Source organism: Kitasatospora sp. NPDC041988 (assembly GCF_055588525.1).
This window is the reverse complement of record NZ_JBVJCO010000038.1, coordinates 22,504-37,059: the sequence shown is the minus strand read 5'-3', so window position 1 is coordinate 37,059 and position 14,556 is coordinate 22,504. Positions and strand designations below refer to the sequence as shown.

Here is a 14,556-nt window from a genome sequence, read left to right as displayed (position 1 = left end):
ACTGCCCCCACTCGCGCCGCATCGGCCGTGTGAGGCAGAAGTATGCCCGGTCCACCCCGGTCCTCCGCCATCGGCCCAGCTCAGCGCGGCTTCCCCCGCCTCGGCGAAGCGGCCGGCCGGGGCCGCGGGGCGGCAGTTGCGCAGTCTGGATCTGCCGGTAGTTCTGCCTACGGCGGCACTTTGGGGGAGCGTCCTGCGGACCAGGGCGGACCGGGCCAGGGCGGACCGGGCCAGGGCGCCCGGACCTCCCGGGAGTGGACTCCCGGGAGTGGCCCGGCCGGGCGGTCAGCGGTCTCCGGTGAGGAGCGCCTCGGCCTGCCGCCGCTCCGCCGTGGCCTCGGCGGTGCGGCCGACCGCCTGGAGGAGGTCGGCGAGCAGGGTGTGGGAACGGTGCTGGACGGAGGCGTCGCCGACCGTGCGCCCGAGCGCGACGGCCAGTTGGGCGGAGGCCAGGGCGAGGCCAGGGCGGCCGAGCGCGTCCAGGGCCCGGGCGCGGCTCTGCGTGGCCAGCACGACGTCCACGCCGCCGGGGCGGCCGGTGGCGGCCTGCAGTGCCTCGTCGGCGTGGGCGAGGGCCGGGCCGGGCGTGCCCGCCAGCACCAGGGCGTCGGCGAGGCCGGTGAGGGCCCGGGCCAGCAGGTGGCCGGCGTCCGGCAGCCGGGCGCCGGCCACCAGGGCGGTCAGCAGCGGTAGGGCCTGCTCGTACCGGCCGGCCCGGACCAGGGCGTCGGCGACCCGGGCCCGGCAGCGGTGGCGCAGCAGCGGGTCGCCGGCCCGGTCGGCGGCGGCGACCGCCCGGTCCAGGTGTTCGGCGGCGCCGCGGAACACCCGCCGGTCGACCAGCAGGACGGCGAGGTCGGTGCAGAGCCGGGCCTCGGCGTCCGGGTCGGCACAGGCGCGGGCGGCGCGCAGGCCGGCCTCGACGGTGGTCCGCCAGTGGGAGCGGTCGAAGTCGGTGCGCTCGTAGAGGCGCCCGGCCCGGTGGGCGAGGCGCCAGGCCTCGGCGTTGCGGCCGTGCTCCTCGGCGCAGAGCACCACCGCGCGCACGGCGCCCTCCTCCCGGTGGAACCAGGCCTCGGCCTGCCCCGCGCCGGCCGGGCCGGGTGCGTCGGCCGTGGTCTCCGCCAGGTAGTGGCCGATCAGCCGGTCCAGGGCGGCGAGCCGCTCGTCGCAGGTGAGGTCGGCGGCCAGCCGGGTGGCGTAGCGGCGGACCAGCTCGCGCCGGGTGTAGCGGCCGGGTGTGGTCTCCTCCAGGAGATGGGTCGCGTCGAGCCGGGCCAGCAGCGTCCGGGCGGCGGCCGGTGGCACGTCGGCGAGCGCGGCGGCGGTGCCGGTCCCGACCACCCGGCCGGGGTGCAGGCCGAGCAGGGTGAACAGCCGGGCCGCGGCGGGCGTCAGCGTTCGGTACGTCAGGTCGAGGGCGGCGGTGATGCCGAGCGGCCCGCCCGTCCCGGCGAGCGCGGCGTGCCCGGCCTCGTCGTCGGAGAGTTCAGCGGCGAGGTCGCCGAGGCTCCAGCCGGGGCGGGCGGACAGCCGGGCGGCCGCCAGGCGCAGGGCCAGCGGCAGGCGGTCGCAGCGTTCGGCGAGTTCGACGGCGGCCTGCGGCTCGGCGGCCACCCGGGCCGCGCCCAGGGTCCGGGCGAGCAGGTCGACCGCCTCGGTGGGGGTCAGCGCGTCCAGCGGCACGGGAACGCCGCCCTCCCGGACCAGGACGTGGCGCAGCCGGCTGCGGCTGGTGACGATCGTGACGGGCCCGACGGGTGCGGTGGGCCCGGCCGGTGCGGCTCCGTCGGCGGCCTGGCGGGCGGGGTCGGGCGGCGGGTCCGGCAGCAGCGGGGCGAGCTGCTCGTACGAGCGCGCATCGTCCAGCACCAGCAGCAGCCGGCGGCCCGTCAGCAGCTCCCGGTAGCGGCGGGATCGGTCGTCGGGCGAGTCGGGCAGCTCGTCCTCGGGGACGCCGAGGGCGGTCAGCAGGACGCCCAGCACCTCGACGGGATCGCGGGGTCCGTCCTCGGCGAAGCCGCGCAGGTCGACGTGGAGCCGGCCGTCGGGGAAGCGGTCGGCGGACCGGTGTGCCCAGTACTGGACCAGGCCGGTCTTGCCGACCCCGGCCGGACCGGTGACCAGGATCGGCCGGCCCGCGGGGCCGGTGGCGACCGCCTCGTCCAGCCGGTCGAGTTCGGCCGTCCGGCCGACGAAGCGCCGGTCGGCGGGCGGCGGCGCGGCCGGTGCCGGCCCCGCGGGTACCGCCGGGCCGGGCCGGGGCGCGGGGGCCGCGGACTGCGGTCCGGCCACCGCCCGCCGGCCGAGCAACTCGCCGGCCAGGCGCAGCTCGGGGCCCGGTGCGCCAGGCAGCGCGGCCACCGCCCGGTCGTACCGGGCCGAGGCCTCGTCGTGGCGGCCGGCCTGGCCGAGGCAGGTGATCAGCCGGGCGGCCAGCCCCTGCCGGGAGGGGTGGGCCGCCGCGGCTTCGGTGAGTTCGGCGACGAGTTCGCCGCCTCGGCCCGCCCGGCAGAGGCCCTCGGCGAGCCGGTCGAGGGCGCGCAGCCGCAGGTCGGCGAGGTGCGGGGCGGTCCGTTCCCGGAGCAGGGCGGAGCCGCAGTCGGTGAGCGCGGGGCCGTGCCAGAGGTCGACGGCGGCGCGCAGGAGCGGGAGCGCCGGGTCGTCGTCCGGGCGCGCGCCGGGGCGGGCGGGGCCGGATCCGACCGGGTCCGGGCGGCCGGGCAGGTGCAGGCCGGCCCGGTCGCAGAGCCGCTGGAAGCGCAGCGCGTCGACGCGGTCGGGGTCGCCGGTGAGGACGTAGCCGGTGCCGCGGGTGCCGAGGGTGAGTGAGTCGTCGTCAAGTACCCGGCGCAGGGCGGCGATGTGCCCTTGGAGGGCGGCGCGGGCGGTGGGCGGCGCGATGGCGTCCCAGACCAGTTCGATCAGTTCGTCGGTGGCCACGAGCTGGTCGAAGCGGACGGCGAGCGCGCTGAGCAGTGCGCGGCGCTTGGGGGCCGAGGGTGTGACCGCCGCCCCGTCGTCACGCCGGACGGCGACCGGTCCGAGCAGGTCGATCCGCATGCGGCCGCTTCCCCTCCCGCGCCGGGCGGGCACTCCGCCTGGCGGCGCTTCTCCGAGCCGTCCGAGACCGCTCGATTCGCCTGATGATCCGGTCGGTCCGGTCGGTCCGGCCGGCATCGGCCGGGCGGGCCCGGGGTGACGACGAGGGCGTCCGATCCGTCCGATCCGTCCGAAGGATAGGCCCGGGCCGGCCACGGGCACGCGCCGGGTCCGCCGCCCCCGGTCTCCCCCGGCCCGTCGCCGTCCGTGTCCCGGGAGACACCTGCGGGCACTACACTGCACCACCCGGGACGATCCCGGGCCTGGTCGGGGTGGTCGGAGGGTGGGGGTACGGGTGCGGATTCGGCTCCTCGGCCCGGTGGAACTACGCGCCGGAGAAGCCGACTTCACGGCCCTTCCGGGGGCGCAGCGGCGGGCGGTCCTGGCGTTGCTGGCCCTGCGGCTGGGGCGGGTGGTCGAGGTCGACACCTTCTGCGAACTGCTCTGGGGCGAGTGGCCGCCGGCCAGCGCCCGGGCGGCGCTCCAGGGGCACGTGGCCGCGTTGCGCAAGGCGCTCGCCGGGACGCCGTTCGTGCTGCACACCCGGGCGCCCGGCTACCTGCTCACCGGGCCGGCCGACGAGGTGGACGCGCTGCGGTTCGAGGCGCTGGCCGGCCGGGCCGGCCGGCACGCCGGCCGCCACGACGGCGGCGCGGGATCCAACGGCTCCGACGACCCCGACGGCTGCGAAGGCTCCGACGGCTCCGACGGCTGCGCCGCGGACGGCGCGGCGATCGCGCTGCTGGAGCAGGCGTTGCGGCTCTGGCGCGGCGGCGCACTGGCCGACCTGCCCGACACCGCGCCACGCCGCGCCCTGGTGGAACAGCTGGACCAGGCCCGCACCCGGGCCCTGATCGCCTGGGCCGGGCTGCGCCTGCGCCAGGGCAGTGGCGCGGCGGCCGTGCCGGTCCTGGAACAGAGTGTCCGGGCCGACGGACTGCGCGAGGAGGTGGTGGCGCTGCTGGTCCGGTGCCTGCACCAGAGCGGGCGGCAGGCGGACGCGCTCACCGCGTACCACCGCGCCCGCGTACGGCTCGACGGCGAGCTCGGCATCCGGCCCGGCCCGGCCCTCCAGGCGGCCCTGGCCGAGGTGCTGGCCGGGGGCGGGGGTGCGCCGTCTTCGCCACCGGCCCGTCCGGCCGACCCCGCGCCGGACGCACCGACCCCGGCCCGGCCGGCTGCGGCCGCCCACCCGGCGCCTCACCAGCTCCCGCGCCGGCCGGCGGACTTCGTCGGCCGGGAGGCCGAACGGCAGTGGCTGGACCGGATGTGCGGGCCGGACCGCGGCGACGACGGGCCGGCGCTGGTGGTCGGCCCGGCCGGGGTCGGGAAGAGCGCCACCGTCCTCGCCTGGGCGCACAGCGCGGCCGAGGACTTCCCGGACGGCCTGCTCTTCGCCGACCTGCGCGGCTTCGACCCGGACGGCCCGGCGGACCCGGCCGAGCTGCTGGGCCGGTTCCTGCTCGCGCTCGGCGTTCCGGCGTCCGAGATCCCTGCGGACGGGGCCGGGCGCGCGGCCCGATACCGCGACCGGACCCGCGGGCGGCGGCTGCTGGTGGTCCTGGACAACGCCCTCGACGCCGAGCAGGTCGCCGAGTTGCTGCCCGGCGGGGCGGGCTGCGCGGCCGTGGTCACCAGCCGGGGATCACTGGAGGGCCTGCTGGTCGCCGAAGGGGCCACCCTGCTGCGGCTGGCCCCGCTGCCCGAGGCCGACGCCCTGCGGCTGCTGGAGCACGGCCTGACGCCCGCACGGGTGCGGGCCGAGCCGGCGGCCGCCGCGCGGCTGGCCGGGCTCTGCGACCGGCTGCCGCTGGCCCTGCGGACCGCTATCGCCCGGCTGGCCGCCCGGCCGGACTGGACGATCGCCGAGCTGGCCGACGAGCTCGCCGACGAGCGCACCCGCCTGGGCGCACTGGAGGCCGACGGGGTGGCCGGCGTCGCCGAGGCGCTGGAACTGACCTACCGTCATCTCTCGCTCGACGCCACGCTGTTGTTCACCCTCCTGGCGACCCACCCGGGCCGGGAGGCGGACACCCAGGCGAGCGCGGCGCTGCTCGGCGGGGATCCCGCCACCGCCCGCGACGCCCTGGGCGAACTGGTCGCGCACCATGTGCTCGCCGAGACCGCGCCCGGACGCTACAGCCGCCCCGATCTGGTCCGCCTGTTCGGCGTCCAGCTGCTCGCCGAGCACCCGGAAGGGTTCCGACGCATCGGCACCGAGCGCCTGCTCGACTACTACCTGGAGGCCGCCTGGCACTGCGGCGAGCAGCTGGAGCCGGGGCAGGACGACCACGGTGAGCGCGCCCACCCGCCGGCCGCGCTGCCGCCGGTGACCGGCACCCGCGGCGCGCTGGACTGGTTCGCGGCCGAGGAGCCGGCGATCCGGGCCCTGGTCACCGCGGCCGCCGGCACCGACCCCGGGCGGGCCTGGCGGCTGGCCGCGGCCGCCTGCCCGCTCTACTACGGCTCCAGCCGCTTCACCGACTGGCTGGACTGCCTGCGCGCGGGCGAACGGGCCGCCGAGGCCTGCGGCGACCGGGCCGGCCTCGGCCTGCTGCGCGGCGCCCTGGCCAACGCCCTGCTCGGCCTGGAGCGCCGCCAGGAGGCGGTGGAGGCCGCCCGCACGGCCGTGGCCGGCACCTCCCCCGCGGACGGCGCCGCACACCTCCGGGCACTCGCCACCCTGGCCCTGGCCACCGCACTGCGGGGGGACACCGCCGAGGCCACCCGGCTGGCCGCCACGGCGGCCGCGCTCGCCGGGGAGGGCGGCGACCCCCGGCGCCTCTCCTACGCCCTCGGCTACCAGGCCGGGGTCAGCCTGCTGGCGGGCGACCGGGAGGGGGCGCTGCGCCAGGCCCGCGAGGCCAGGGGTCTGCTGCCCGGCCGCCCGGCCTCCTCCGTCCAGCTCTGGTCGATGCTGACGGAGGCGCAGGCACTGCAGGCGCTCGGCCGGCACGAGGCCGGCGAGCTGGCCTGGCACCGGCTGCTGGCCACCTGCGAGGAGGCGGGCATGCTGCACCTGCAGGCCCTCGCCGAGCAGTCCTACGCCGCCTTCCTGGCGGCCCGGGGCCGCGATCCGGAGGCGGTCGGACGGATGCGCTCGGCCCTCGGCCGGTTCCGCTCCTGCGGCCACCTGGCCGGCGCGACCAGCGAACGGGCCAGCGCCATCGAGGAGGCGCTGAACGCGCGGACCGACCGGATGATCTGACGGATCGTCACGCCGAGGTCGGCCGTCACGCGCCCACCCCGCGACGCACGGGAGCCACCGGCGCGGTGCGGGCCTCCTTCGGGCCGTACCCGTGCTCCGCCGCCAGGACCGGGCGCAGCGCGCGGATCGCGTAGAAGTTGCGGGACTTGACCGTGCCCGGCGGCACGCCGAGCCGGTTGGCGGTGTCCGCCACCGACCGGTCGTTCAGGTGCAGCTCGACCAGCACGTCGCGGTGGTGCTCCTGGAGCCGCCGGAGCGCCGAGTCGACGTCCCGGGCGACGACCACCTGTTCGTACGGGTCGTCGGTGACCGGGCGGTCCGTCGACTCCTCGCCGAGCACCTCGCGGGCGCGGGCGGCGGCCATCCGGTAGTGGTCGATGGCGATCCGCCGGGCGACGGTGAACAGCCAGGGCCGGCTCTGCTCGGGCCCGGCCGCCAGCGCCTCGGGGTGCTGCCAGGCACGCAGCAGGGTCTCCTGGAGGATGTCCTCGGCCTTGCCGCGATCGCCGCCGGTCACCCGCAGCAGCGCCCGCAGCAGGTAGCCGCCGTGCAGGCGGTGGATCTCGGCCAGGGTGTCCGGGTCGAGGGTCGGACGGGCCTTGCGCGCCGCGGCGGCGGCGGACTTGGCGGCGGACTTGGCGGCGGCGGCGGCCTTGGCGTCCGCAGCGGCCGGCGGCTCGGCGGCGGACCGCAGGGTGCCGGACTGGGCGGGGGGGCCCGGCTGTGACGGGATGAGCGGCTGCGGCTGGGTGACCGGCAGTGACTGGGTGACGGGCTGCGGCTGGGTGACCGGCTGTGACGGGGTGACGGACGGCATGGGGAAGCGCTACCTCTCGGGTCGGGCAAGGGCAGGGCAGGGACCGACCGGATTCCCCCCGGCGGCCAGACAACAGGCTGCCGGGGGCCGCCAAGAGTGCGCCAACATTCCGCCAACGCGCATTCCGCCAACACGCGACCGCGCCCGCTCAGCCCCTGGTGAGCGCGCCGACCAGCTCCTGGACCCCGTCCTCACCCCGGTGCTCGATCAGCACGGCCACCCACTCGGCGAGCCGTTCCCGGTCGGCCACCGACCAGGCCGCCGCGGACGGGTGCTCGTCGACGACCAGCACCGTCGCGAGCCGCAGCAGCGCGGGCAAGGGAGCCAGACGCGGCCGCGCCGCCGGCAGCGCGCGCAGGGCGATCCGCCGGGCGACGGCGATCACCTCGTGCGCCGGCGCCTCGGGTACCGCCAACGCGGGCGGCCCGGGCAGGCTCTCCACCCGCTCGCGCACCAGGGCCGCGACGAGGTCGCCCGGTCTCCGTCCGTCCGCCGCCATCGTTCTCCCTCCCCCGCCCCGAACCGGGACGCATGCCGACTCTCCTCGGTGGTGCCGGCCACTGGCCGTACACCCCGGGGAAACGGTATCGATTGGCCGCCGGATCCAGCAGCGGATTTCCGGCGGCCGGCCGCACAGCCGGCAACCTCACAGCGGCCGAACGGACGGGCGCTCGCCGCCCTGCCGCCCGCCCGGCCTGCTTCCGGGGCCGTCCTAGAACGTCGTCCAGTCGTCGTTGTCGGGGGTGTTGAGGGTCTTGATGCGCTCGCCGTCGGGGAGGTCGAAGCTGTCGGTGCCGATCTTGAACTTGCTGCCGTCGGCCTTGCGGCCGTAGATCACGACCGTCTCACTACCCCGGCCGCTCAGCGACACACCGACGCAGCGCCCTGACTCGGCGACCGCGGTGGACATGTTGCCCCGCTTCGGGAACACCGCGTAGGAGGCGTAGTTGCCGTACGAACACAGCACGAAGTTCTTCCCGGCGGGGATGGCCGGCTGCTTCGGCTCCGTCGGATCCAGGTCCCCGGCGTGCGCGGAGGTGGCGCCGGTGAGACCGATCAGACCGGTGGCCATGAGCAGGCCGACCGTACGGACGGCGCGGGTCGTGGTGGTACGCATCTGGTCCTCCAAGCGCTACGGGAGCGCCGCATGCGCCCGATCCGCTCAACGGGCCCGCCGTCTGAAGCGGTTCACCGCGTCCCGCGGCGTCCGGCTGCGGCGGAAGGGCGCCGTCGGCAGGGCCGCCGGGTGAACCGGGACGGGCCGACAGCCGTATTCCTGACTGGACGGGCCGACACGGTGGGCACCCCAGGAGGGACACGGCATGACGTTCACGGACGACAGCCCTGGCCAGGCGCGACGCCCGGGCCCGGACGCCCATCCGGACTACACGCCGGCCGACTGGCCCGTCCCCGTACCGGTGGTCGCCCGGCGGCCGCTCGACACGCTGGGAACCCAGCTGATCCCGCCCGCCGAACGGTCGTTGTTCGCCCGTGCCGCGGCCGCCGGGGAACCGCCCGCTCCGGCGGACCCGCCCCCGACCGGCCCAGCCCCGGCCGCGAGCCCCGTAGCAGCCCCGGTCCCGGTCCCGGCCGGACCTGCGTCGCCGCCCGCACCGCACACCGCGTTCGCCGGATTCGCGCCCGCGGCGGGACCGTTGCCGCCGGCACCGCAGCGGCCGCGCATGCTGCGGCTGCCCTTCGCGGGCGGCGCGGAGGCGCGACGGCTTCTGGTCGACCGGATCCGCACCCCGCTGCTCGGCTGCCACCGGATCGCCGTCCTCGGCCGGCCGGTCGAGGACCGCTGGACCGGTGCCCCGGTGACACTGGCTGCCCTGCTCTCCCGTCACCGCTCGGACCGGGTGGTCGTCCTCGGCCTGGAGGACCGGGGCCCCCGCCGGACCGCCGCCGGTCCACAGCAGGACGTACCCGCGGGCGCGTTGACCGTGGGCGAGTTGTTCGCGGCGGTGCCCGGGCCGGACGGCCTCGCCCGTCCGGCCGACCGGCTCGAAGTACTGACGACACGTCCCGAACCGACGGCCCCCGCCCTCGACGCTGACCGCTACCGGCATGCGGCGGGACTGCTGAGCGGGCACTACCCGCTGATCCTCAGTGACACCACGGCTGCGGCGGACGACGTCCGGCAGGCCGCCGTCGAACTCGCCGACCAGCTGGTGATCTGCGCGAGCACCTCGGCGGCCGACGCGACGGCCGTGTCCACCCTGCTGGAGCGCCTGGTCGCGCAGGGGCACGGCGCACTCGTCCGCGGCGGCACCGTCGTCTTCACACCGTGCCCGCCCTCGGCGGCGGGGGCCGATCGCCCGGTACCGGCCCGCGAGCTGGTCGCACACTTCGGCACCCGCTGCCGGGGCGTCGTCGTTCCCCCCGACCGCAGGCCCGCGTCGGCCGGGACGGCGATGCTGGAACTGGCCGCTCTGGTCGGCGACGCGCTGGCCGCGACCGTCCCGTGGGCGGCTGCCAGGCCGTACGCCGCCGCGGCCACCACCGCGGGCCTGCCGGTGGCCGGGCACTGACCCGCCGCTCCACCCGCTCCGCCGGCTCCTCGCGACACACGCCCCGCAAGCCCGCGCGTTCGGAGCACCGCTCCGCACGCCCTACCCGGTCCCGGCTCCCTGCTCGGGCCTCGGTGGCTGCCAGCCGCGGGCCCGGCCGCGCGGGCCGACGACCGCGCCCACCGCGACCAGGCCGATCACACCCATGGCGCCCAGCGCCACGACGACCGCCTGGTGGGGGGCGGCGGAGTCCGGCCGGCCGGGCGGCATGGCCACGGCGGCCGGACCGGCGGTGACGGCGGCGGCGGCGGGAGGCGACGGCTGTTCCTGCGGGAGGAGGGCGGTGACGGCCGCGACCGGGTCGACCGTGCCGTGGCCGACCTGCGGGTCGGGCGCCGGGCCGGCCGTCCGGTAGGCGGTCGCCTTCAGTCGCTGTGCCAGCTGGTCCGCGGTCAGGCCGGGGCGGTAGCCGAGCACCAGGGCTGCGGTGCCCGCCACGAACGCCGTCGCGTAGCTGGACCCGGTGCCCGTGTAGTAGCCGCCCGGGTTCGGGCCGACGCTCATCACCGCGTCGCCGGGGGCCGCCAGATCCACCCGGCCGCCGACCACTGCCGCGTCGCCCTCCGGGAGCGCACCGCCGGGTGCGAGGTCGCGGACGGCCAGCACCTCGGGATAGGCGGCCGGGTAGACCGGTTGCGGCTTCGCCGCGTCCCCCTGATTGGGGGGCGACGCGTCCGGGGCCACCGGGGCGAGGACCAGCGCGCCCCGGCTCCGGGCCTGCCTCACCGCCGCCGCGAGCGCGTCACTGCCCGCCGGGACGGTCACGCCCACGTCGATGACGCGCGCGCCCCGCTCGACCGCGGCCGTGATCCCCTGGGCGAGGAGATCGGCGGTGGTGGCTCCGGTGTCGTCGGTGACGGCCACCGCGAGAATCCGGGCGTGCGGGGCCAGGCCGGCGAATCCGGTGCCGTCGCGCCGGGCCGCGGCGATCAGGCCGGTCAGGAAGGTCCCGTGCCCGACGCAGTCGGCGGCCGGGTCGCCGGCCCCGGGCAGCTTGGCCGCGTAGCCGATCCGCCCGGCGAGCGTGCCGGCCCCGTCGGACACCCCGGAACCGAGCACCGCGACGGTGACGCCGTCGCCCTGGCTCAGTGGCCAGACCCGGTCGGGCCGCAGGAAGGTCTGCGGCCAGGGGGTGAGCTGGGTGCCCTTGGCCGAGGCCGGCAGGCAGCCGGCCGGGCGCCCGGACGGGTCGCGGCGCAGCTGGCCGACGCCCGGTAGCGCGTCGGCCGGTGCGCCCGCCGCTGTCGGTGCGCCCGCCGCCGGCGCACCCGACGCCCCGGGTGACCCCGGTGCCGCCGACGGTCCGTGGGTGTCGGCCAGGGCCGTACCCGCCGCCAGCAGGCCGCAGGCCGGCAGCAGCAGGGCCCCGGCCAGCACTGCGGCCACCGGCCTCACAGGAAGCTGCCGATCCGCTCGGCCGGGATGTCCTGCGGCAGCAGCAGGCTCAGTTCGGCCAGGTCGGCGATGTCCAGCCGGGCCAGTCGGCCGGCCTGGCGGGTGATCATCGACTCCAGGACCTGCCGGGCGAAGCGTCCGTTCCCGAAGCTCCGGTCGCGCGGGACGGACGCGAACCGGACGCCGAGCGCCGCCAGGGTCTCCGGGGTGCAGCGGTAGCCGCCGGCCTCGGCCTGGAGCCGCACGATGGTGAGCAGTTCCTCGTCGCTGTAGTGGTCGAAGGTGATCTCCCGGGAGAAGCGCGACGCCAGACCGGGGTTGGAGGCCAGGAAGCCCTGCATCTCCTCCTGGTAGCCGGCCACGATCACGACGACCTCGTCGCGGTGGTCCTCCATCAGCTTCATCAGGGTGTCCACCGCCTCCTGGCCGAAGTCCCCGCCGGCGCCGTGGCGCGGCGTCAGGGTGTAGGCCTCGTCGATGAAGAGCACGCCGCCGCGGGCGCGTTCGAAGGCGTCCCGGGTCAACTGCGCGGTGTGGCCGATGTAGCGGCCGACCAGGTCGGCGCGGGCGGTCTCGATCAGCTGGCCGCTCGGCAGCACGCCGAGTTCGGCGAGCAGTTCGCCGTAGAGCCGGGCGACCGTGGTCTTTCCGGTGCCGGGCGGGCCGGAGAAGACCAGGTGGTGGCTGATGACGGCGGCCGGAAGCCCGGCCTCGACCCGGCGGCGGGTCTGCTTGGTGAGGTTGACGAGGTCCTCGACCTGCTCCTTGGCCGCGCCGAGGCCGACCATGGCGCGCAGCCGGTCGAGCAGGCCGGGCTCCTCGGGCTGCTGGGTGCCCGCGGTGGCGCGGGCGGCCGCGGCGGCGGCGTGCTCGTCGACGTCGGACGGGACGAGCAGGGCGAGGTCGGCGTTGTTGATGCTCTCCAGTTCGGCGAGCCGGGAGGCCTGGCGGTCGACCATCTCCTCGAACACCTTGCGGGCCGCCCGGCCGTTGCCGAAGTCGGCGCCCCTGGGCATCCGTTCGAAGTTCTGGGCGAGGGCCTCGCGGGTGCCGTCGGCGAGTTCGTAGCCGTGGCCGGCCGCCGCGCGTTCGACGATGGTGGTGAGTTCGTCGACGCTGTAGTTCGCGAACTCGACGGTCCGGCTGAACCGGGAGGCGAGGCCCGGGTTGGAGGCGAGGAAGGCGCGGATCTCGGCCTCGTAGCCCGCCACGATCACCACCAGGTCGTCGCGGTGGTCCTCCATCAGTTTGACCAGGGTGTCGATCGCCTCGCGGCCGAAGTCGGGGCCCGTCCCGCCGGAGCCCGCCGACAGGGTGTAGGCCTCGTCGATGAAGAGCACCCCGCCGAGGGCCTCCTTCACCACCTCGGTGGTCTTGAGCGCCGTACCGCCGATGATCGAGGCGACCAGGTCGGCCCGGGCCACCTCGACCAGGTGGCCGCTGCGCAGCACGCCGAGCTCCGCCAGGATGGCCCCGTAGAGCCGGGCCACGGTGGTCTTGCCGGTGCCGGGCGGGCCGGCGAACACCAGGTGCCGGCTCATCGGCAGGGCTGGCAGCCCGGCCTGTTCGCGGCGTTTGGCCAGCTTGTTCAGGTTGACCAGGGTGGCGACCTGCTCCTTGACGCCCTCCAGGCCGACCAGCGTCCGCAGGACGGCCTGCGGGCCCTGCGGGCCGGCGTCCGGCCTGGCCGGGGCCGCGCCCCCGGAGGCCTCGCCCTCGCCTTCGGGGGTGTCGGCCGTACCGGCCGCTCCCACCGCGGCGGTGGCGGTGCCGTGGGCGTCCGCCGTGCGGTTGTCGCGGCTGTCCAGGTTCTCGACCGACAGCCGCTCGCTGGACTCGCTCTGGCGCAGGCCGGCGCCCTGGTTCTCGGCGACCACGCAGTCGGTGAGCCGGACCGGCTCGGTGGTCTCCGAGCGGATGCCGTCCACCGTGTTGCCGGTCAGCCGGCACCCCGTCAGGGTGGCCCGGGAGCCCGGCAGCAGGTGGAGGCCGTGCCGGCGGTTGGCCCGCAGCCGTGACCTGGTCGCGGTCAGCTCGCCGCCGCGCTCGACGCTCACGCCGTCGTACTCGTTGTCGGCCGTCTCGACCTCGCGCAGGGTGGCGATGCCGTCGGCGCCGACCGAGATCCCGCTCGCCCGGCTGCCGCGCACGGCGCCGCCGCCGAGGTAGGTGTTGGCGCCGTCGGCGATCCGGACGCCGGACTTGCCCGCGTCGAGCACGGTCGCCTCCTCCAGCCGGCCGCGCCCGTCCCGCACCACCTCGACGCCGTGTCCGGACGCGCCGGAGACGATGATCCGGCGCAGCAGCGGGTTGGCTCCCTCGCGGACGACGACGCCGTTGCCGGCGGCGTCGCGCACCTCCAGGCGGTCGAACTCGGCGGCGCTCTCCCCGCTCAGCTCCACGCCGTCGGCCTCGCCGTCGCGCACCACGGCCCGTACCAGGGTGGGTCCGGAGGACTCCCCGACGAAGATGCCCGCCTGGGCGGCGGAGGTGACCTCGAAGTCCTCGAAGGTGCCCCGGGAGCGGCCGGCGACGTGCAGGCCGTGGCCCTGGGTGCGGACCGCCCGGCAGCGGCGCAGCAGCGGGTCGGTGCCGTTGGCGAGGACGAACCCGTGACCGCGCACGGCGGTGACGGTGCACTCCTCCAGCACCACCCGGGCGGTGGAGCCGAGGTAGACGCCCTGCGCGCTGTCCCGGACCTCCGTCCGCACCAGCCGCGTGGTGCTCTGCTCCTCCAGTGCCACGGCGGGCTTGTCGGTGGCGGAGATCTCGCAGTCCTCGATCACCCCGCGGGCTTCGCCGTTGGCGCAGACGCCGTTGCCGCGGGCGTCGCGCAGCACGCAGCGCCGCACGACGGGGTTGGACCGCTCGCCGATCACCAGGGCGGAGGTGCCCAGGTGCTCGATCACGCTGTCCTCGACGACGCTGGTGCCGTCGGAGGTCTCCACCAGGCCGGCCCCGGCCGGGTTGGTCACCCGGCAGCCGCGCATCGCCAGCGAGCCCTGCCGGCGGGTGAGCACGGCCGTCCAGGAGTTGCCGATCACCTCGCAGTCCTGGAGGGCGAGCTGGCCCTGCGGCACGTCCACGGCGGGCAGGTCGTCGTCCTGCCCCTGGATCACCAGGCCGGTCAGCTGGACCGCCTCGGCGAGGACCTGGACCACCGAGCCGCGCCGCGGGCTGATCCGCACACTCCCCCGGACGTCCTCGGCCGCGATGGTCACCATCTTGGTGACCACCAGGTTCTCGTCGTAGCGGCCGGGGCGCACCGAGATCACCGCCCCGCTTCGGGCGACCTGGAGGGCTTCACCGATCGTGCGGTAGGAGCCGGCCTCCCGCTGCTCCGCGCAGACCGTCAGCACCGGGCGCGACATGCCAGGGGTTCCCTTCGTCGGGGTGGGTTCACCGGCTGGGTCCGCCGAAGCGGGGCACCGGGATGGGTGGGTGCGGCAGACCGGGTGGCCGGC

General features: G+C 77.1%; 8 protein-coding genes. 2 read left to right on the top strand and 6 right to left on the bottom strand.

Features of this window, described 5'->3' with window-relative positions; all coding sequences use genetic code 11:
- Positions 1 to 285: 285 nt before the first annotated feature.
- Positions 286 to 3,063 (bottom strand): AfsR/SARP family transcriptional regulator, encoded by a 2,778-nt coding sequence (locus tag ACZ6NC_RS30660; RefSeq protein WP_465737102.1) that lies wholly within the window; start codon positions 3,061 to 3,063, stop codon positions 286 to 288.
- Between the two features lie 334 nt (positions 3,064 to 3,397).
- Here ACZ6NC_RS30660 and ACZ6NC_RS30655 point away from each other — a divergent pair, with 334 nt between their 5' ends.
- A complete protein-coding gene (locus ACZ6NC_RS30655; protein WP_465737101.1) occupies positions 3,398 to 6,310 on the top strand; it encodes an AfsR/SARP family transcriptional regulator in 2,913 nt (970 codons plus the stop codon).
- Positions 6,311 to 6,335: 25 nt separating this feature from the next.
- Here ACZ6NC_RS30655 and ACZ6NC_RS30650 read toward each other — a convergent pair whose 3' ends face one another.
- The 3 genes from ACZ6NC_RS30650 to ACZ6NC_RS30640 all read right to left on the bottom strand — a co-directional run bounded on the left by ACZ6NC_RS30650 (position 6,336) and on the right by ACZ6NC_RS30640 (position 8,244).
- Positions 6,336 to 7,127, bottom strand: a complete 792-nt coding sequence (locus ACZ6NC_RS30650; protein ID WP_465737100.1) for a sigma-70 family RNA polymerase sigma factor — start codon at positions 7,125 to 7,127, stop codon at positions 6,336 to 6,338.
- A 148-nt stretch (positions 7,128 to 7,275) separates the two neighbouring features.
- Positions 7,276 to 7,626 (bottom strand): hypothetical protein, encoded by a 351-nt coding sequence (locus tag ACZ6NC_RS30645; protein ID WP_465737099.1) that lies wholly within the window; start codon positions 7,624 to 7,626, stop codon positions 7,276 to 7,278.
- A gap of 213 nt (positions 7,627 to 7,839) precedes the next feature.
- Positions 7,840 to 8,244, bottom strand: a complete 405-nt coding sequence (locus ACZ6NC_RS30640) for a hypothetical protein (RefSeq protein WP_465550596.1) — start codon at positions 8,242 to 8,244, stop codon at positions 7,840 to 7,842.
- A gap of 205 nt (positions 8,245 to 8,449) precedes the next feature.
- On the opposite strand from ACZ6NC_RS30640, the gene ACZ6NC_RS30635 reads away from it, so the two are divergent.
- Positions 8,450 to 9,658, top strand: coding sequence for a hypothetical protein (locus tag ACZ6NC_RS30635; protein ID WP_465737098.1), 1,209 nt, complete (start codon positions 8,450 to 8,452; stop codon positions 9,656 to 9,658).
- 81 nt (positions 9,659 to 9,739) lie between these two features.
- On the opposite strand, the gene ACZ6NC_RS30630 is transcribed toward ACZ6NC_RS30635, so the two are convergent.
- Positions 9,740 to 11,083: a S8 family serine peptidase gene (locus ACZ6NC_RS30630; protein WP_465737097.1), complete on the bottom strand. Its 1,344-nt coding sequence runs from the start codon at positions 11,081 to 11,083 to the stop codon at positions 9,740 to 9,742.
- 5 nt (positions 11,084 to 11,088) lie between these two features.
- The gene (locus tag ACZ6NC_RS30625) at positions 11,089 to 14,463 is read right to left on the bottom strand and encodes a right-handed parallel beta-helix repeat-containing protein (protein ID WP_465737096.1); all 3,375 of its coding nucleotides are present in this window, start codon (positions 14,461 to 14,463) and stop codon (positions 11,089 to 11,091) included.
- Between the last annotated feature and the right edge of the window lie 93 nt (positions 14,464 to 14,556).